Annotated in this window: 15 protein-coding genes; 4 read left to right on the top strand and 11 right to left on the bottom strand. The window is 66.5% G+C overall.

Going from position 1 to position 18,231, the window contains the following annotated elements; all coding sequences use genetic code 11:
• Positions 1-4: 4 nt before the first annotated feature.
• Positions 5-913, bottom strand: coding sequence for a hypothetical protein (locus EEB15_RS28825; RefSeq protein WP_141513421.1), 909 nt, complete (start codon positions 911-913; stop codon positions 5-7).
• Positions 914-1,009: 96 nt separating this feature from the next.
• Between EEB15_RS28825 and EEB15_RS28820 the strand changes: the two genes are divergently transcribed.
• On the top strand, positions 1,010-1,771 hold the full coding sequence (locus EEB15_RS28820) for an SDR family oxidoreductase (protein ID WP_141513420.1): 762 nt from the start codon (positions 1,010-1,012) through the stop codon (positions 1,769-1,771).
• On the opposite strand, the gene EEB15_RS28815 is transcribed toward EEB15_RS28820, so the two are convergent.
• The 4 genes from EEB15_RS28815 to EEB15_RS28800 form a co-directional block, all read right to left on the bottom strand.
• Positions 1,746-2,975, bottom strand: coding sequence for a trans-acting enoyl reductase family protein (locus tag EEB15_RS28815; protein WP_141513419.1), 1,230 nt, complete (start codon positions 2,973-2,975; stop codon positions 1,746-1,748). The genes EEB15_RS28820 and EEB15_RS28815 overlap by 26 nt on opposite strands.
• Positions 2,972-3,778, bottom strand: coding sequence for a glutathione S-transferase family protein (locus tag EEB15_RS28810; protein WP_141513418.1), 807 nt, complete (start codon positions 3,776-3,778; stop codon positions 2,972-2,974). Before EEB15_RS28810 ends, EEB15_RS28815 begins: the two co-directional genes overlap by 4 nt.
• Before the next feature lie 55 nt (positions 3,779-3,833).
• Positions 3,834-4,697 carry a hypothetical protein gene (locus tag EEB15_RS28805; protein ID WP_141513417.1) on the bottom strand — a complete coding sequence of 288 codons (864 nt, stop codon included), beginning with the start codon at positions 4,695-4,697 and terminating at the stop codon, positions 3,834-3,836.
• 82 nt (positions 4,698-4,779) lie between these two features.
• Complete coding sequence (locus EEB15_RS28800) at positions 4,780-5,814, bottom strand: beta-propeller fold lactonase family protein (protein ID WP_233259658.1); 1,035 nt, start codon at positions 5,812-5,814, stop codon at positions 4,780-4,782.
• Positions 5,815-6,036: 222 nt separating this feature from the next.
• On the opposite strand from EEB15_RS28800, the gene EEB15_RS28795 reads away from it, so the two are divergent.
• A complete protein-coding gene (locus tag EEB15_RS28795) occupies positions 6,037-7,008 on the top strand; it encodes a nucleotidyltransferase domain-containing protein (RefSeq protein WP_141513415.1) in 972 nt (323 codons plus the stop codon).
• Positions 7,009-7,036: 28 nt separating this feature from the next.
• Here EEB15_RS28795 and EEB15_RS28790 read toward each other — a convergent pair whose 3' ends face one another.
• Entirely contained in the window at positions 7,037-8,416 is a 1,380-nt protein-coding gene (locus EEB15_RS28790; protein WP_233259657.1) for an MATE family efflux transporter, read from the bottom strand.
• A gap of 102 nt (positions 8,417-8,518) precedes the next feature.
• Here EEB15_RS28790 and EEB15_RS28785 point away from each other — a divergent pair, with 102 nt between their 5' ends.
• Both EEB15_RS28785 and EEB15_RS28780 read left to right on the top strand, forming a co-directional pair.
• The gene (locus EEB15_RS28785) at positions 8,519-11,275 is read left to right on the top strand and encodes a site-2 protease family protein (RefSeq protein WP_141513414.1); all 2,757 of its coding nucleotides are present in this window, start codon (positions 8,519-8,521) and stop codon (positions 11,273-11,275) included.
• A 15-nt stretch (positions 11,276-11,290) separates the two neighbouring features.
• Positions 11,291-12,364, top strand: coding sequence for a serine hydrolase (locus EEB15_RS28780; protein WP_141513413.1), 1,074 nt, complete (start codon positions 11,291-11,293; stop codon positions 12,362-12,364).
• A 15-nt stretch (positions 12,365-12,379) separates the two neighbouring features.
• Here EEB15_RS28780 and EEB15_RS28775 read toward each other — a convergent pair whose 3' ends face one another.
• Genes EEB15_RS28775 through EEB15_RS28755 form a run of 5 tightly spaced genes read right to left on the bottom strand, consistent with a single transcriptional unit; the run spans position 12,380 to position 18,170 of the window.
• A complete protein-coding gene (locus EEB15_RS28775; RefSeq protein ID WP_141513412.1) occupies positions 12,380-13,651 on the bottom strand; it encodes an amidohydrolase family protein in 1,272 nt (423 codons plus the stop codon).
• Positions 13,651-14,574 carry an ABC transporter permease gene (locus EEB15_RS28770; RefSeq protein WP_141513411.1) on the bottom strand — a complete coding sequence of 308 codons (924 nt, stop codon included), beginning with the start codon at positions 14,572-14,574 and terminating at the stop codon, positions 13,651-13,653. The genes EEB15_RS28775 and EEB15_RS28770 overlap by 1 nt, the downstream gene beginning before the upstream one ends.
• Positions 14,571-15,632, bottom strand: a complete 1,062-nt coding sequence (locus tag EEB15_RS28765; protein WP_141513410.1) for an ABC transporter permease — start codon at positions 15,630-15,632, stop codon at positions 14,571-14,573. The genes EEB15_RS28770 and EEB15_RS28765 overlap by 4 nt, the downstream gene beginning before the upstream one ends.
• Positions 15,629-17,170 (bottom strand): ABC transporter ATP-binding protein, encoded by a 1,542-nt coding sequence (locus tag EEB15_RS28760; RefSeq protein ID WP_141513409.1) that lies wholly within the window; start codon positions 17,168-17,170, stop codon positions 15,629-15,631. The genes EEB15_RS28765 and EEB15_RS28760 overlap by 4 nt, the downstream gene beginning before the upstream one ends.
• Before the next feature lie 4 nt (positions 17,171-17,174).
• Positions 17,175-18,170 carry a BMP family protein gene (locus EEB15_RS28755; protein ID WP_141513408.1) on the bottom strand — a complete coding sequence of 332 codons (996 nt, stop codon included), beginning with the start codon at positions 18,168-18,170 and terminating at the stop codon, positions 17,175-17,177.
• Positions 18,171-18,231: the final 61 nt, after the last annotated feature.

Genomic DNA, 18,231 nt, shown 5'->3' with positions numbered 1-18,231 from the left:
TTTCCTATTTCAGCTTGCCGGTGTCGATCTGGAAAATGAAGGGGAAGCGCGTCTCCCACTCCAAGTACTTGCGCGTGCCGGACTCGGACAGGCCCCAGAGGCGCCCGGATTCGTCAACAGTCAGGTCCTCGAGACCCGCGACCATCACGTACTCCGCTTTCACGTTGCCCTGGCGGTCGAGCCGGTACAGCTTGCCCCATTGGCCGGTGCTGGCGGAGACCCAAAGGTTGCCCGCTTTGTCGAAAGCCGCGCCCTGTGCTTCCAGCGGGACCGAAATCGACTCCACCGCGCGGTTTTCCTTCACGGTCTGGCCGTCATAGTCGTCGAAGAGCCGTGCATCGAGCCGGAACATCCGCGCCTTGGCCTGCTCCTTGGTCCAGGTGCCGATCCATGCGTCCTTGCCGTCGAAGGTGGCATACGAGCCGCGCAGTTCGCCGGTGATCTTCACGGCCTTGGACGCACCGGCCGACGTGCCGGACGCCAGCGCCTTGTCGATGTCGATCAAGAATACCTGGCGCGTATCCGCCAGGAAGAGCTTGCCGTTGCCCACGTGCGCCAGTCCGCCCGAGTGCGTGCAGGTGCCGGGCGGGATGTCGAAGCCGCCCGCCGCCTTGCCGCTGGCCATCTCGATGCGAAACACCCGGCAGGGCCCCGTGTTGGCCTTCAGGTCCGGCGTGGGCTTGTAGCTGCTGACGTAGAGATAGCCGCCGGCGTTGGTCAGGCCCTGGGGCACGTAGCCGTCGTCGAGGGCGGGCGTATAGATACGGTGGCTGAGCGCGGCGGCGTTGGGCACGGCGTCGGTGAACGCGTCGAGGTAGGTCGGCTTCGTGCCCATGGCCGAGTTGCCGCCAACCGACGCGCAACCGGTCATCGCGGCCATCGCCGCGGCCAGGATGATCGATGAGTACTGCAATGTTGTCTCCTTGGAATTAGCATGCTACGCGAACCCCGGGTGTCACAAAAGGAGAAGCCGGCCCGTCTTGAAGATACCCACCACGAAAGGCATCTTATGAAAATCGTTGTTATCGGCGGCACCGGCCACATCGGAACCAAGCTTGTCAACCATCTGCGCGCGCGCGGCCACGAGGCTGTCGCGGCCTCTCCTTCCGGCGGCGTGAACGCGGTGACCGGCGAGGGCCTGGCGCAAGCGCTGGCAGGAGCGCAGGTGGTCGTGGATGTGGCCAATTCGCCGTCCTTCGCCGACGGGCCCGTGATGGAGTTTTTCCAGGCTTCCGGCCGCAACCTGACGGCCGCGGAGTTGACCGCGGGCGTGGGCCACCACGTGGTGCTCTCAGTCGTCGGCACCGACCGCATGCAGGACAGCGGCTATTTCCGCGCCAAGCTCGTGCAGGAAAACCTGATCAAGGCTTCCGGCATCCCCTACACCATCGTCCGGGCGACGCAGTTCTTCGAGTTCATCGGCGCCATCGCCCACTCCGGGACCGAGGGCCAAACGGTGAGACTGTCGCCCGTGCTGTTCCAGCCGCTGGCGTCGGACGATGTGGCGGCCGCGATGGCCGACTACGCGCTCGGTGCCCCGGCCAATGGCACCATCGAACTCGGCGGGCCGCAGCGGTTGCGCCTGACCGACGCCGTGCGCCAATTGCTCAAAGCCAACAACGACCCGCGCGAGGTGATCGACGACCCGAGGGCCGGCTACTTCGGCGTCGCCGCGGATGACCGCACGTTGGTGGCCGGCGACAAGGCAAGGCTGGGGACCACGCACTACGCCGATTGGCTGCGCGTCATCGATCCTCGATCGAAAAGCTGAGGCCCGCACGCGCCTGCAAGCGCCGAACCAGCGCCAGCCCCATGGCCGCCCCCGCCGTCCAAACGCCCCCGGCAGTCTCGGACCGACCGATGTCCTTCACCAGGCACAGCGCGCTTTCAGAAATCATCTTCGACGTCGAGCCATAGCCCGGATCGCGGTCGCCTTTGACCGTTGCGCGAAGCGTCTGCCCATCGGCAGTCTCGCCGATGAAGAGCACTTCATAACGGCCGGTCTCGCGCTGATGTTTGCTGGGGCCGGTGCCGGGCTTGGGGAGCACGAAGCGTCCCAGCAGGGCACGCGCCGGCGAGAAGGAGAGCAGGGCGTTCTGGACGCGCGTGCTGCGTGCCAACGCCTTGGCCCGTTGCTCGCCTATCTTGCCGTCCCCGGTGAGCATGCGTTCGTCGTAGATGAAATCGGTGCCCCACCGGTGGCCACGCAGCGCGTTCGTGCGGTGGACGTTCTTGGTGTTGATCGGCGCCATGACGAAGGGGCCGGTCCACGACTTCGCCTTCTCGTCGTAGGCCGCCGAATCGCCTTCGGGCTGGTCCGGGCCGCGAAATCCCGGCGTCAGCGCGAAAGGGTCGGCCATCGTACGGGCCACGGTGCTGTCCCGGCTGGCCGCTTCGACTGTCGCGAGCAGGCTGGCAATGGTGCCGCCCGACGGGCCGCCTTTGATGACTTTGACACGTCCGCGCACGCGCGAAAGCGGCTTGCCGAAGCGGCGCATCGCTTCGTCCTGCAGAAACACGACGCCCAGGTCGAAGGGAATCGAATCGAAGCCGCATGAGAAGACGATGCGTGCGCCGCTGGCTTGCGCGGGCGCTTGCAGCCGGGAGATCATCTGCGCCATCCACGCCGGCTCGCCACACAGGTCGACATAGTCCGTCCCTGCTTTCGCACACGCCAACGCGAGCGGTTCCCCATGGCGTTGATATGGCCCGACGGTGGTGATGATGCATTTGGCCTGCGGCACCAGGCCTGCGAGTGCCGCGGCATCGGACGCATCGGCTGACAACAGGGGCAACGAGTTGTCCGCGCCGATCAGGTCTCGCACCGAGGCCAGCTTGTCCTTGTTGCGGCCGGCGATTGCCCAAGAGACCTCGCCGCTGACGCCGTAGATGGCATTGAGGTATTCGGCGACAAGGCGGCCGGTGAAACCGGTGGCGCCGAAGACGATCAGATCGAAAGGTGCGGGCGTGGTCACGAGATGCCCAAGCCCAGTTCCGCGTCGCTCGCGCTGACGCGATACTTGTCCTTCGGCGGCCAGGGTCTGCCTTTCCAGTCCGGCTCGAACACGAACGACGACACTTTCCGTCCCGGCAGCAACGCGCCGTTGCCCGCGCCTTTCGCGTAGTCGTAGTACAGCTTCACGATCTCTTCCTCGCTCACCTGCTGCGCGGCGGGGTGCGCCTTGCAGGCAGCCACCCATTGACGCACACGCGCGTATCGTTCGTCACCTTCAGGCAGCTGGAAGTCTTCGTAGTACTCGAGGAACCAGAAGCGCATGAACATCGGCGTGAACACCGCTTCGGCCCATCCGAATTCCTCGAACAGGAAGGGTCCTTCGCCGGTTGAATGCTGCCGCAAAAAGTCGTCGATACGCGCGTAGATCTTCAGCAGGTTCTCGCGCAGCGTGTCGCGCTTGGCCAAGTCCTGGTTCATGACGAACGTGTAGCCGGCGCCGGTGAACTCGCCCTCCATCCGGCACAGCATGTTCTCGATAGCGCGGCGGTACGGCTCGCGCTGCGCGACGGGCCGTTCGGGGTAGATGTCTTCCAGGTACTGCAGCAGCACCATGCTTTCCTTCAGGATGCGCCCGTCGGCCAGTTCCATGACAGGCAGCGCCGTGGTGCCGCGCGTCTTGCGCAGCAGCTCCTCGTCACGGGGCCTGGTGATGTCGACGACCTGGTGGCTGACCGCGTCGGGAATGCCCTTCAGGGCCAACAGGATCTTCAGCCGCTGGCTGAAGGGGCAGACGGGGATCTGGTGGACGACGAGTGTGGGCATGAGGGCGCCTGCGGTTGCGGTCCTTCATTGTGTCCCACCGGACACTTCGCGAAGCTCAAAGAGCCGCGTCTAGCGCCTGTGCCCACTTGGCCGAGAGTTTCTTGTAGCCTGATCTCGTCGGGTGAATTTCGTTCTGCCAATCGGCGGTGGCGCCGGTGTCGCTGTTGAGCGCGCGGGTCAGCGTGCCCATGGTGTCCACCATGTGAGCATTGGGCTGGCTCGACTGCATCTGGCCGAGCAATGCCCGCAGTCTTTGGAAGAGCTCTGCGGAGACGGCGTCCCAGTCGGCCATGGGCACCTGGAAGCTGTTGAATGCCTTGAACAGCCAGGGGCCGAAGCCGAACCCCGCACCGGAATCGCGTGCCGTGGCGAAGTCGTAGCTGTGGAAGAACACCGGCACGTCCTTGTTGACGCCGCCGTCGCGCGCCGCGATGAAGCGCGTGAAGACGTCGCCGAGGTGCGATTCGAACACGGCCCATCCCGCCTCGCTGATGTAGCGCGCCGCACCGGAGCCCGGCGGGCCCCACTCGGCCTGGAAGCGCAGCAATCGCCTGGCGGGGTTTGCATCGGTCGACTGCAGCGCGTCGATCATGTCGTTGCCCCCTCCGGACAGCAGGATGCCGTCGAACTTCATCGACTGCACGCCACCGAGGATCTGCAGGAAGGTGGTGTTGGTGGTGGTGTCCGTCATGTGCCGCAGCACCTGGCCGGGCACGGCGCAGTTGACGATGCAGGTGGACTTGTTCCGCTTCAGACCGAACAGCAGGTTGGTGGTGAGAAAGGGCGGCAGCGCGCCGATGGAAAACCAGGAATCGCCTTGGGCCAGCAAGCGCGTGTCGAACTGGTTGATCGGGAAGGCGGGGACTTCGCCGCCGCCTTTGTATTGGTCTGGCGTGATCGTGATGGCGGGCAGCGGCATGGTCTGGACTCCCTCGGTTCGAACGCATTGTGGGCGCTGGAAGCGGTTTCGTCATCCTCCATTCAGGGGAGGCCTCGGCCGGCTACCGCAGCTCGATGATCTCGACCCAGTTCGGGTTCTTGCCCAGCGGCAGGCTGGCCTGCGCGGCGAGCTTGCCCGTGGCCGGATCGATCTTGTACGCCGTCATCGCGTGCGACGTCTGTCCCACAGCCAGCAGCCACTGCCCGGAAGGATCGATCTGGAAGCCGCGCGGCTGCTTCTCCGTCGGCTGGTGCCCAATCAGCTTCAGCTCACCGCTCGTCGTGTCCACCGCCCACATGGCGAGCGTGTGCGAATTGCGCTCGCTGGTGTAGAGGTAGCGGCCGTCGGGCGTTAGATGAAGGTCGGCGGCCCAGGGCTTGCCCGTGAAGCCCGCCGGCAGCGTCGGCCACGTCTTCAGCACGCTCAGGGTTCCGCGTTGCGGGTCGTAAGAGACGAGATCCACGGTGGCGTCCAGCTCGTGCAGCAGGTAACCATGGCGCCCGTTCGGGTGCAGCACCAGGTGCCGCGGCCCGGCGCCCGGCCGGGTGGCCAATGCGGGCGGGGTGTTGGGCGTGAGCTTGCCGCTGGCGGCGTCGAAGCTGTATTGCAGCACCTGGTCGCTGCCCAGGTTGGTGACGAACAGATTCTTGTTGGCGGCGTCGATGATGGCCGCGTGCGCGTTCTTGCCCGTGGGGAGCACGGACACGGCAGCGCCCGCGACGCCGTCGGCGCCGATCGGGCTGACGCTGATCTTGTTGCCGCCGTAGGACGCGGCGAACAGCCAGCGGCCGGTGCGGTCCGTCATGATGTTCGCCATGCTGTCGGGCAACGGGGCCGTGCCCACGCGCTTCAGGCTGCCGGTGCTCGAGTCGATCGAGAAGCTGGCAACGCTGAAAGGCTCGGAGCGCAATGCCGCATAGAGCATGCGCTTGTCCGGGCTGAGCGCCAGCGGCATGACCATGCCGCCTGTTTCGACCGTCTGGATGGCTTTGACCGTGCCCTTGTCCCTGTCCAGGGCCAGCACGCTGATGTCTTTGCTGTCGGCGTTGGAGACATACGCGACGGCGGGACGGGTGGCGCAACCTTGCATCGCCATGAGCGTACTACCCAACACGGCGGAAAGGGCCCAGCGGGAAAAGGAAGTTGTCATTGAGAGTCCTCATTATTTGTAAAGTTGTCATACAAAGTGGCGGATTGTAGGGACGCGTCGGGGGTTGTCAACGCTTGGTTGGTGCCTTCAAGGCAAAAATGCTTGATTGGACTTTTACCTTGAAGAAAATGTTCTTTCAAGGTAAATTGGATAAATCGAGAATTTACCTTGAAGAATCCGGACATCTATTTCCATGAGTTGACCGAGCCGCAGAAGCGGCAGCTCATCGACGCGGAAATGCTCTTTGCCAACCTGGAGCAGGCCGAGACGGAGGCCATTCGCCATCGCGGCTCCATGTTCTGGCGCGACCAGGACGGCGGGCGCTACCTCATCGCGCTCTCGCCCCACTCGCGGCAGCGCTCGCTCGGCCCCGCGTCGCCCGAAAACGAACTGAAGTACGAGCGGTTCACCAAGAGAAAGGAAGAGGTCGAAGCACGCGTCAAGTCACTGCGCGCCAAGGCCGATGAATGCCGGCGGATGAACAAGGCGCTTCGCGTGGGCCGCACGCCGGACATCCTCATCGACGTGCTGAACGCGATGATGCGCTACGGCGTATCGCAGCATTTTCTGGTGGTGGGAACGCACGCCTTGTTTGCCTACGAGACCGCGGCGGGCGTGCGCTTTCCCAACGACGTCATGGCGACGCAGGACGCCGACTTGCTGTTCGACACCGCCAACCGGGCGGAATTCATGGAAGTCATGAAGGACCGGCAGATGTCGTTCATGGGCATCCTGAAAAAGGTCGACAAGACTTTCGAGCGCGACGAACTGGACAACCACACGGCGCGCAATGCATCGGGCTATGAGATCGACCTGATCCGCCGATTTCCGCCGGACCCGGAAGACACGTCCGAGCATCCTGTCCAACTGACGGAGGAGGAGGGCGACCTCTGGCCGGTGCGCGCTTCAATGGGGCAGAAGCTGCTGTCGGTGCCGCGTTTCGACCAGGTCGTGGTGGGCATCAACGGCGGCATGGCCCGCATGCGCACCGTCCATCCATTGCACTTTGCGCGCATCAAGCGCCAGCTGGCGAAAGAGCCGGCGCGTGATCCGCGCAAGAAGGCGAAAGACGTTGCCCAGGCGGACATGACGCAGGCCCTGGTCGAGGAATTCCTGCCTCAGCTCGCGCAGGCTGATTAACCCGCGTAAGAGGATTGGCTGGCGCAAGTCAGCGAGCCGCAGCAGCAACCGGACGCGACTCGCCCCAGCGCGTCCCCCAAACCGCCCCCGCGGTCGCCACGCCGTAAGCTGCCATCGCTACCCCAACGAGCGCGAAGTACGACCAGTCCGGCGCCTGCGTCGCCGTCAGCAGCCAGCCGCCTACGCAGATCACGGCCAGCCGCAGTGTGCCGGCGAGCACCGGGCCCAGCACCTTGCCCGCGCCCTGCGAGGCGAAGTACAGCGTGAGGCCTAAGCCGAACAACGCGTAGGCCGGCCCGGCGTAGTGCAGGTACTGCGCGCAGTAATGCAGCACCTCCGGTTTGTCGGTGAACAGGCGTGACCACACCTGCGGCCACAGGGCGACCATCAGACCCATCACGCCGACGATGCCGGCGGACAACGCGCCGCCGACCCATGCGACGCGGCGCGCCCGAAGCACATCGCCGCGGCCGATAGCCATGCCGACCATCGGCAGCGTGGCCACGCCGACGCCGAAGGCGATGGGGATCGCCAGAAACTCCAGCCGCGCGCCGATGCCGTAACCAGCCAGCGCATCCACGCCCAACCGCGCGACCAACCCAGTCATCACCAGCACCGTGAGCACGGTCTGTAGCGGCGAAAGGCAGGCCAGCAGGCCCACACGCAGGATCTGCCAGAAGCGCTCTCGGGAGAGCTGCCAGCCATCGGGCCCCAAGCGAATGCGGCTGTTCGGCCCGCACATGTAGAACGCCAGCCAGACGCAGCCGGCGCCATAGGCCAGCACCTGGCCCCACGCGACGCCGGCCATGCCCCAGCGAGGGATCGGCCCGAAGCCCAGGCCCAGAAGCGCGCCCAGCACGATCTGCAAAACCGCGACCGCAAGAATGCTGGTGGAAGGCACGTGCATGTTGCCGGTGCCACGGATCACCGAGATCATCGTGTTGGCCAGCCACACCAACAGCACGCCGGAAAACGCCACCGTGGCGTAGCGATGCGCCTCGTCCAGTACCGCGCCGCGCGCGCCCAGCAATCGGTACAACGCGTCGCCGCCGACGAGGAACAGGAACGTGAAGAGGGCGCCCGCGACCAGCGCGATCACCACCGCATGCCGCGCCAGCGACTGCGCACCTTCCTCGTCGCCGGCGCCCAGCGCGCGGCTGATGGCGGACGACACGCCGCCGCCCATCGCGCCCGCGGAAAACGTCTGCATCAGCATCACCAGCGGGAAGATCAGCGCCATGCCGGCGAGCGCGTCGCGGCCCAGCAAGCCCACATACGTGGTCTCGGCGATGCTGGTCGCGGCCACCGCCACCATGGCCAGGATATTGGGCAGCGCCAGGGCCGCCAACACGGGCAGCACGGGGCCGTGCAGCATGCGCTGTTCCCGGTTGGCGGAGGAGGCCGTCACGTGCGAGTCGAAATGGAGGTTTGACGGACGGTCACGCGGCCATTCTGCAGTAGGTTTAGTAACATCGCTTCACAACTGAGATTAGACGGATGGAGGGGCGAGATGGAATGGATGGAGCATGTGCTGCTGGCCGTCGTGATCGGCCTGCCGGCCGTCATGGTGTTGATGCTGGTGATGACGGCCAGCCGCCTCACGCGGCTGCGACTGCGGCGTACTTCGCTCGCCATGGCGGCCCGCGAGAGCGCCCCCGCGCCGATACGGGCCACGCTGGACAAGGCGCGGCCGTTTCTCGAAGGGCTGGGCTTCCAGTACCGGTACACCACGTCCTGCCAGCGCAGCGTCACCACAGAGGACGACTCGCTCCTGTTCACCGACGTGTACCAGAGCGCGGACGGCCGTACCCACGCGATGGCTTCGCCGTCCCTCACGCCCGAGCAATCCCAGCCCTGCACGCTGATATGGGCAACGCTGCTTGCGAACGGCAAGACCATCGCCACGATGAACTGCTACCGGCACACGCTGGTCAGCCCGCCGCCGGGCTGGACGCTGCACGACGAGTACTTGCCTGATCTTGAAACCGCGTGGACGCACCATTGCGACCGCTTGAAGTCGGCCAAGCATCCCATCGTGCAGGACGGCGTGGAGTTCTTCCGCGCGAGCGCACTGGGGACCGACCTGCTGATGTCCCACTGCGAGAAGAAGGGCTTGCTGGTGCGCGATGGGGACCACTGGCGCATGCCTTGGCGAGTGGCCTTGCCGTTCGCATGGCGGCTGTACCTGGGCCAGCGCAAGGCAGCCAAGGTGCGATCGCGTTCCGCAAAGCAGGCGCCGCCGCCCGGCGTCGAGGCCGACATCGAAGCCTTCCAGCAGCAGCTCGCGGTGCAGCGCGCGAGCCCATGGTCCGGCCCGAAGAAATTCAAGGTTCTTGTCGTGACGGCCCTGCTGTTCCTGGGCGTAGGCAGTTTGTGGATCAGCTGGAGTTTTTTGCCGATCCTGCTCGCGGTGATCGGCCTGCACGAGGCGGGGCACTTCCTCGCCATGAAGCTCTCCGGCTACCGCAACCTCTCGGTGTTCTTCGTGCCCGGGCTGGGTGGGGCCGCGGTGGGCGAGAAAGCCTCGGCCAGCCCTTGGGAAAAGCTGTTCGTCTATCTCGCGGGCCCGATGCCAGGCATTGCCCTGGCGGTGGCGGGTCTCATTGGGCAGGCCACCGGCACGTTCGTGCCGCCTCCGTGGTTCCAGGAGTTCCTGATTGCCTGTCTCGTCATCAATTACCTCAACCTGCTGCCGATCACACCATTGGACGGCGGCCGCGTCGTGGAGACGTTTCTCTTCTCGCGTTTGCCGGTGGCGCGCTTCCTTTTCGTCGTGCTCGGGCTGGCCGCGTTCGTCGCGTATGGGCTGTGGGGCGGCGACCGGGTGATCCTGGTGATCGCGGTCTTCCTGGCGCTGGGCCTGCCGCACCATTGGCGGGTGATGCGGGTCGACCGCGCGATCGATCGCCGCGGCGCGGAAGTGCTGGACGAGCGCGGCGCCATCGAGCGTGTGTTCAGCGCGCTGCAGCATCCGAAATTTGCCGGCTGGCCCTTCGTGACGCGCGCTGCCGCGGCGACAGCGCTCTTGCCCGAGCTGCAGGGCCGCCGTGCCGGCGTCCTGGAAGCAGCCGGTGGCATCACCATCTATCTGGCCTGCCTGCTGGTTCCTCCTGTCGCGGCGCTGGTCGCGGTGCCGCAGTTCGCGGCCATTGGCGGCGCGGTCGTGTCGGATTTCAGCAGGGTGCGTGATGACGTCGACCCCGAGCCAGCACCCGTTGCGGCCCCGCCGAGGGACTGGTATGCCGAAGCGGCGCAGGTTCAATCGCTGCCGGAGCCGCAGCGCCTGGCCGTGTTGCTGGGCGCCGCGAATTTCGCGGTGGGCCAGGACGAAGAGGAAAGAGCCAAGGGATTTCTCAAGGCCGCGTGGGACGTCGCCCAGAAGCGGCCGGCGGGGGACTATGAGCGCGCCGGCACGCTCATGGCCATGGTGCGCGGCCACAAGAACGAGGCTTTGCAGCGGCAATGGCTGGCGCAGGTCGCCACCGAACTCGACGGCCGGCAAGACAAGCCGAGCTTGTTGCTGCTCGCGGATGCGAAGGAACAAATGGCCTGGGGCAGCCCCAAGCCGGAACGAATTGCGCTGATGCGCGAGGCCGTGGGCCATCGCGAAGCGGCAGTGCCTGCGAACCCTCAGGAGCTCGCCGACGCGCGGCGCTCGCTCGCGCTGATGCTGGAAGCGCAAGGCGGCGCGGGCGAGGCCGAAGCCCTGCTCAGGCGCAATGTCGACACCATGGCCATGCCGCTACCGGCGGATCGATCGGTCCAGGCCCTGGCATCGCGGCTGCAACGCACGCACGCGCAGGTCGATCTGGCGTGGCTGCTGAACGTCCGCGGACGGGCGCAGGAAGCGGGCGCCCTCATGGACGCGGCGGCGGCGGGTGTGCCGGCGAAGATCACGGCCAGCTGGGAGCACCCTCACCGCCAGGTGCGCGAGGCACACCTGTGGGCTCAGCTGCAGTCGGCCAACGCCGCGGCGATCAGGGAGAGCTGGCAGCGATACGAGGACAGCAGGAAGAGCATGCCGCAAGCCGGTTTCCCGGCGCTGACGCACGAGGTTGACCGTTTCATCGTGGGCCAGGCGGTCGGGGACGAATCGATGAAGACGCAGGCACGGGCCGGCATCGCGCAGGGCGTCAAGAACCGCCAGGGCCTGAATGCGCAGACGCGTCTGTGCGAATCACCTGAGGGGTTGCCCAGCTGGAAGTCCGGGCAGCAGCATGCGAGGCTTCAGGCGGCCCGGGCCATGGGTGCCTGCGCCAGGACCTGATTCGAAAGGAAGACCATGCGGCGACGTGAACTTTGCGGGATTCGTCCGTGCCGGATACTGCTGGCGGCTATCACTCTGGTGCTGTCGGTCGCTTGCGCAGCCGCAGGGCCGGTACCGGGTGCGGAATGGGCGCGTGCCGCCTCGCCGGAGGTGGCGGGCTGGTCCAGCGACAAGCTGCGCGCGGCGCGCGAATACTCGCAGCGGCTCGACACCGCGGCGGTTGTGCTGGTCGCGGGTGGGCAGGTGGTGGACGAATGGGGCCGCGTGTCCGAGCGGTTCAATATCCACTCCATGCGCAAGAGCATTCTCACCGCGCTGATCGGCATGGCGGTGGACGAAGGCAAGATGAAGCTCGAAGTCACGCTGGTAGACCTGGGCATCGACGACAACGAACCGTCGCTCACGGAAGTCGAGAAGCAGGCGACCGTGCACGACCTGCTCAAGGCCCGCTCCGGCGTGTATCACCCGGCACTCTACGAAACCGCGGGCATGGCGGCGATGCGGCCCGCGCGCGGCAGCCACGCACCCGGCACCTTCTGGTACTACAACAACTGGGATTTCAACGCGCTCGGCACGATCTACGAGAAGCAGGCTGCAATCGGCATCTTCGAAGCCTTCCGGACGCGATTGGCCGGGCCGCTGCAGATGCAGGACTTCCGCCCTCAGGACGGCGAGTACTTCAAGGGCCGGGACTCGGTGCATCCGGCGTATCCCTTCCGCATGACGGCGCGCGACCTTGCACGCTTCGGGTTGCTGTACCTGCGCGAAGGCGATTGGGGCGGCAAGCAACTGGTGCCGGCGGCATGGGTGCGCGAAAGCGTCAAGCCGTTTTCGGAAGCCGGCTTTGCGGGCGGCTATGGCTACATGTGGTGGACGGCCGTTCGCGGCCGCCATTTGCCCGGCGTTGCACTGCCCGAAGGCAGCTACTCCGCGCAAGGCGCCGGTGGCCACTATGTGCTGGTGATCCCGGCCTACGACGTGGTGATCGTGCACCGCGTCAACACCGACATCCGCGGCAACCAGGTCAATGCACGGCAGTTCGGCGAGCTGGTCCGGTTGATCCTCGACGCGCGCTTACCGGCGAAGTAGAGCCAGGAAGCGTCCTCAAACCTGGAAATTGACGGACGAAGGGCGGCCGTCGACATGCAAGCGCGCGGCCAGCTCAGGCGTTTGCGAGAGCAGTTTTCCCTTCTTCCACACCTTGAGCCGGTTCGCCCGCAAGCGGATGGCTTCGATGGTGTCACGTGCCTGCAGCAGCACGAAGCTCGCGTCGCAGCCGGGCGCCAGCCCATACCCCTCGAGGTGCATGACTTTGGCGGCGTTGACCGTCACCGCGTCGAAGCACGCGCGGATGCCGGCCTGGCTGGTCATCTGCGCCACGTGCAGCCCCATGTGCGCGACCTCGAGCATGTCGGCGGAACCCATGCCGTACCACGGGTCCATCACGCAGTCGTGGCCGAACGCCACGTCCACGCCGGCCGCCATGAGTTCGGGCACACGCGTCATGCCGCGGCGCTTGGGATAGGTGTCGTGCCGGCCCTGCAGCGTGATGTTGATCAGCGGGTTGGCCACGACGCTGACGCCGCTCTCGGCAATGAGCGGGATCAGCTTGCTCACGTAGTAGTTGTCCATGCTGTGCATGGACGTGCAGTGCGAGCCGTTCACGCGCCCCTGCAGTCCCAGGCGCTGAGCCTCGAACGCCAGCGTTTCGATGTGACGCGACATCGGGTCGTCGGTCTCGTCGCAGTGCATGTCGACGGGTTTGCCGCGCTCGGCGGCGATCTCGCACAGCAGCTTCACGCTGGCGGCGCCTTCGCTCATGGTCCGCTCGAAGTGTGGGATGCCACCGACCACGTCCACGCCCAGGTCGAGCGCGCGCTTGAGGTTGTCCACGCCGCCCGCAGTGCGCAGCACGCCGTCCTGCGGAAAGGCGACGAGTTGCAGGTCGATGTACGGCGCGACGCGCTTCTTGACCTCCAGCAGCGCCTGTACCGGCAGCAGGCTGGCATCGCTGGTGTCCACATGGCTGCGGATCGCCAGCAGGCCACGCGCGACGGCCCAGTCGCAGTAGGTGAGGGCGCGCGCGATGAGGTCGTCCGCCTTGAGCGAGGGCTTCAACTCGCCCCACACGGCGATGCCTTCGAGCAGCGTGCCGCTTTCATTGACGCGAGGCAGGCCGTAACTCAGCGTCGCATCCATGTGGAAATGCGGATCGCAAAAGGGGGGCGAGAGCAGGCAACCTCCGGCGTCGACGGTTTCTGCGGCTGATGCCGCGAGGCCCGGAGTCACATCTACGATCCGGCCGCCTTGCACCGCGACCGACATGCCGGTACGGCCATCCGGGAGCGTCGCGTTGGTGACGAGCAGGTCCAACATCAGCGTTCCCCTTTGCGATATGGTTTCATGAGCGCCTGAGGATACGCGGCCTTGCGCGCCACCAGCACCAACGCCAGGATCGACAGCAGGTAGGGCAGCATGAGGTACAGCTGGTAGGGCAACACGGCGTCGCCTGCCTGTTGCAGGCGCAGCTGCAGCGCGTCGAAAAACGCGAACAGCAGCGCTCCCAGCAACGCCTTGCCCGGCCGCCACGACGCGAAAACCACCAACGCCACGCAGACCCAGCCGCGCCCGTTGACCATGTTGAAGTAGAACGAGTTGAAGGCCGACAAGGTCAGGAAGGACCCGGCCACGCCCATCAGCGCCGAACCGGCCGCCACCGCGGCCGTGCGCACTGCCCCTACGCGGATGCCCTGTCCTTCGGCGGCATGCGGGTTCTCGCCCACCATGCGCAAGGCCAGCCCGGCCGGCGTGCGGTACATCATCCAGGCCACCGCCGGCACCAGCAGCAGCGCCAGCAACGTCAAGGGCGTTTGCGCGGACAGCACCGGCACACCCAGCCAGTCCATGGGCGCGAACGGCGTGACGGTGGGCGGCGTGTTCACCTTCGGGAAGTTGACGCGGTAGCCGAACGAGCACAGGGCGGTCGCCAGGAGCGTGATGCCCAATCCCGAGACGTGCTGCGACAGCGCCAGCCCCACGGTCAGCCAGGCATGGAGCAGGCCGAATACGGCGCCGGCCAGCGCTGCGACGGCGACTCCGCCCCACAAGGGCGCCCCACCATGCACTGCAAGCCATCCCGTGAACGCACCCGCCACCATGATGCCTTCGATGCCCAGATTGAGCACCCCAGCCCGCTCGCACAGCAGCACACCGAGCGTGCCGATGACCAGCGGCGTGGCGATGCGCAGCACGGCGATCCAGAAGGCTGTGCCGGCCATGAGGTCGAGGATGTCGCTCATCGGAGGCGCACGCGGTACTGGGCCAGCAGGGTTGCCACCAGCACGAAGATGAGGGATGCCGCGACGACGACGTCGGCGATGGAGCTCGGCACGTTGATGGCGCGGCTCATGCTGTCCGCGCCGACCATGACGCCCGCGACGAAGACAGCCGCGGCAATGACGGCCAGCGGCCGCAGCCCCGCGAGCATGGCGATCACGATGCCGGTGTATCCATAGCCGGGGGACATGTCGAGCGTCACGTAGCCGGCACGGCCCGCCACTTCGACGGCGCCGGCGAGGCCTGCCAGCGCTCCGGAAAGCACTGCGACCAGCACCACGGTGCGCGTGACCGGCACGCCCGCGAAGCCGGCGGCCCGCGCGTTCGCGCCCACGGCGCGAATGGCGAACCCCGGCAGGCTGTATCGGAACAACCCCCAAAGAAGTGCAGCCAGCGCCATTGCCCCAAGCAAGCCGGCGTGGACGCGGGTGCCGGCGACGAGCTTGGGAATCTCCAGTTCTTCCTTGAGCGCCACGCTCTGCGGCCAGCCCATGGCCGCTGGGTCTTTCAACGGCCCATCGAGCAGCGCCGACACGCCGAGCAGCACCACGAAGTTGAGCAGCAGGGTGGTCACCACTTCATCGACACCGAGCCGCGACTTCAGCAGCGCCGGGCCGAGCAGCAACAGCGCGCCGGCCAGTGCCGATGCGGCCAGCATCAGCGCGAAAAGCAGTGCCGGTGGCGCATCGAAGCCGCTGCCCCCGTGCAGGCCGCCCACGGCGACGGCCGCCAGTGCGCCGCCATAGAGCTGCCCTTCGACGCCGATGTTGAACAGCCGCGCCTTGAAGGCCACGGTGACGGCCAGCCCTGTGAAGATGAGGGGCGTTGCTCGCGTCAATGTTTCGCTCCACGCGAACACCGAACCGAATCCGCCGCGCAATAAGGCCGCCCACGTCGGCCCGACGGGCGCGCCGGCCCAGAGCACGAGCAGCAAGCTCGCGATGAGCGTTGCGGCCAATGCCGCCAGAGGCGCGAGCACCACCGCCGCGGCAGGCACCGCTGCGCGTCTTTCGAGCCTCATGCGACTCCTTCTGCAGGTGCCGGCTCACCGGTGGCAACGCCCGCCATCGCCAGGCCCAGGGTCTCTCGGTTCCATTGCGCGGCCGCACGAGCCGGCGTCAGGCAGCCCGCGTGCATGACCGCGACCTTGTCGCCGAGCGCCATTACTTCGTCCAGATCGTCCGAGATCAGGAGCACCGCAGCGCCTGCATCGCGCGCGGCCACCAGTTGCTGCTGGACGTATGCCACGGCGCCGACGTCAAGGCCCCAGGTGGGTTGATGCGCCACGATCAGCCGAGGCACCGCACCGCCGGACGCCAGCAGCGCGCGGCCGAGGATCAGCTTCTGCATGTTGCCGCCGGACAAGGCGCGCGCCGGTGACTCCAGGCCCGCGCCCCGCACGTCGAAGGCCTGCACGATACGGCCGGCGTGATCGCGTGCTGCCTGCCGCCTGATCCACGGGCCGCGCGAAAATTCGCCCCGCAGCCGTTCGGACACGGCGTTCTCCCACACCGGCAGATCGCCGACCAGGCCGACGCCGTGCCGGTCCTCCGGAATGCGTGCCACGCCTTGGCCGACGAGCCAGGCCGGATCCGCCCGCAGCGGTGAACCGAGCAAGGTGATCGCGCCCGAGCGAGCGAGCCGCACGCCGCACAGGAGTTCGGCCAGCGCCAGTTGCCCATTGCCCGACACGCCCGCGATGGCCGTGATCTCGCCGGCATGAAGCGCCAGCGAAACCGACTCCAGCCGATCACGGCCCGTGCCGGCGCACACATCTTCCAGCACACACACGGCACCGCCGGCTTGCCGCGAAGGACGCCGCTGGGGCTGCGCGACCGGCTGCCCGACCATCCATTGCGCGAGCTGCTCTTGCGAAGTGTCCCTCGTCTGCGCGAGCGCGACGAGCTTGCCGCCGCGCAGCACCGCCACCCGTTGCGATACGCGCAACACCTCGGCCAGCTTGTGGCTGATGAAGATAAGGGACAGGCCTTGCGTCACCATCTGGCCGAGCGTCGCGAAGAGGGTTTCCGCCTCCTGCGGCGTCAGCACGGCCGTCGGTTCGTCGAGGATCAGGATGCGGGCGCCGCGATACAGCGCCTTGAGGATTTCCACCCGCTGCCGCTCGCCCACCGAGAGAGCGGCGACCAGGGCGTCGGGCTGCACGGCCAGACCGAAGCGCTGCGACACATCGAGCAGCTTCGCGCGCGCCGCCGCGCGCCGGGTGAAGGGCTGCCACAGCGGCTCGCTGCCGAGCATCACGTTGTCGAGCACTGTCAGGTTGTCGGCGAGCGTGGAGTGCTGATGCACCATGCCGATCCCCGCTGCGAGAGCCGCGCGGGGGTCGCCCGGAGGCAGCGGTGCGCCGAATGCCTCTATCGTGCCTTCGTCAGCCGTGTAATGGCCGAACAGGATGGAGACCAGGGTCGACTTGCCCGCGCCGTTCTCGCCCAGCAGCGCCAGCACTTCGCCGGCGTGCAGGTCCAGCGAGATCGCGTCGTTGGCGACGAGCGGCCCGAAGCGCTTGGTGATGCGGTCCAGCCGCAGGACCGGCGCCGTCACCCGTTTACTTCGCGGTTGACTTCGGCGGGCTGTCGTCCACCTTCACCGTGAACTTGCCTTCGCGGATCGCCGCTTCCTTGGCTTTGACCTTGGCGACGAGATCCGCCGGCACCTTCTTCTCGAACGTGCCCAGCGGCGCCATCTCGGAACCCTTGTGCTTCATCATCGAGTACTGCCCGTACTCCTCGGCCGCGAATTTGCCTTCCTTGGCCAGCTTGATCGCGCGGTCGATGGTGGGTTCCATCTTCCAGAGCGCCGAAGCGACTACCGTATCGGGGTATTTGTCCTGCGTGTTGATCACGTTACCGATGGACAGCTTGCCCTTTTCCTTGGCCGCGTCCGACACGCCGAAGCGCTCGGCGTAAAGCACGTCCGCGCCCTTGTCGATCATGGCGAAAGCCGCTTCCTTCGCCTTGGGCGGGTCGAACCAGCTGTTGATGAAGCTCACGGTGAACTCCACCTTCGGGTTGGTTTCCTTGGCGCCCGTCATGAAGGCGTGCATCAGGCGATTCACCTCGGGAATCGGGAAGCCGCCGACCAGGCCGATCTTGTTCGTCTTGGTCATGCCGCCGGCGATCATGCCCGTCAGGTAGGCCGGCTCCTGGATGTAGTTGTCGAACACGCTGAAGTTGGGCGCCTGGGGCTTGGCCGACGAGCCCATCAGGAACATCGTCTTCGGGAAATCCTTGGCCACCTTGCGGGCAGCTGCCTCGACGGCGAACGCCTCGCCGACGATGAGTTGGCTGCCACCCGTGGCGTACTCGCGCATCACACGTTCGTAGTCGGCGTTCGACACGTTTTCGCTGGCCTTGTATTCGATCTCGCCACGCGCTTCCGCGGCCTTGAGCGCCTGGTGGATGCGGCCGGCCCATTGCTGCTCGAACGGCACCGTGTAGATGCCCGCGACCTTGAGTTTGGCCTGAGCCAGCGCGGCGCCGGGAAGGGCGGCCGCCAGGGCCAGCGCGATGAGGGTTCGTCTCGTGGAAACTGCGATCGGCATGGTCTTTTCCTCGTGATGGAGTTGGATCAAGCTTGCAAACGGCGTGCCAGCGCAGCGCATG

The organism is Ramlibacter sp. WS9 (genome assembly GCF_003797765.1).
In the GTDB taxonomy this organism is placed as follows: domain Bacteria; phylum Pseudomonadota; class Gammaproteobacteria; order Burkholderiales; family Burkholderiaceae_C; genus Ramlibacter.
This window is presented reverse-complemented; position numbering and strand designations above follow the sequence as displayed.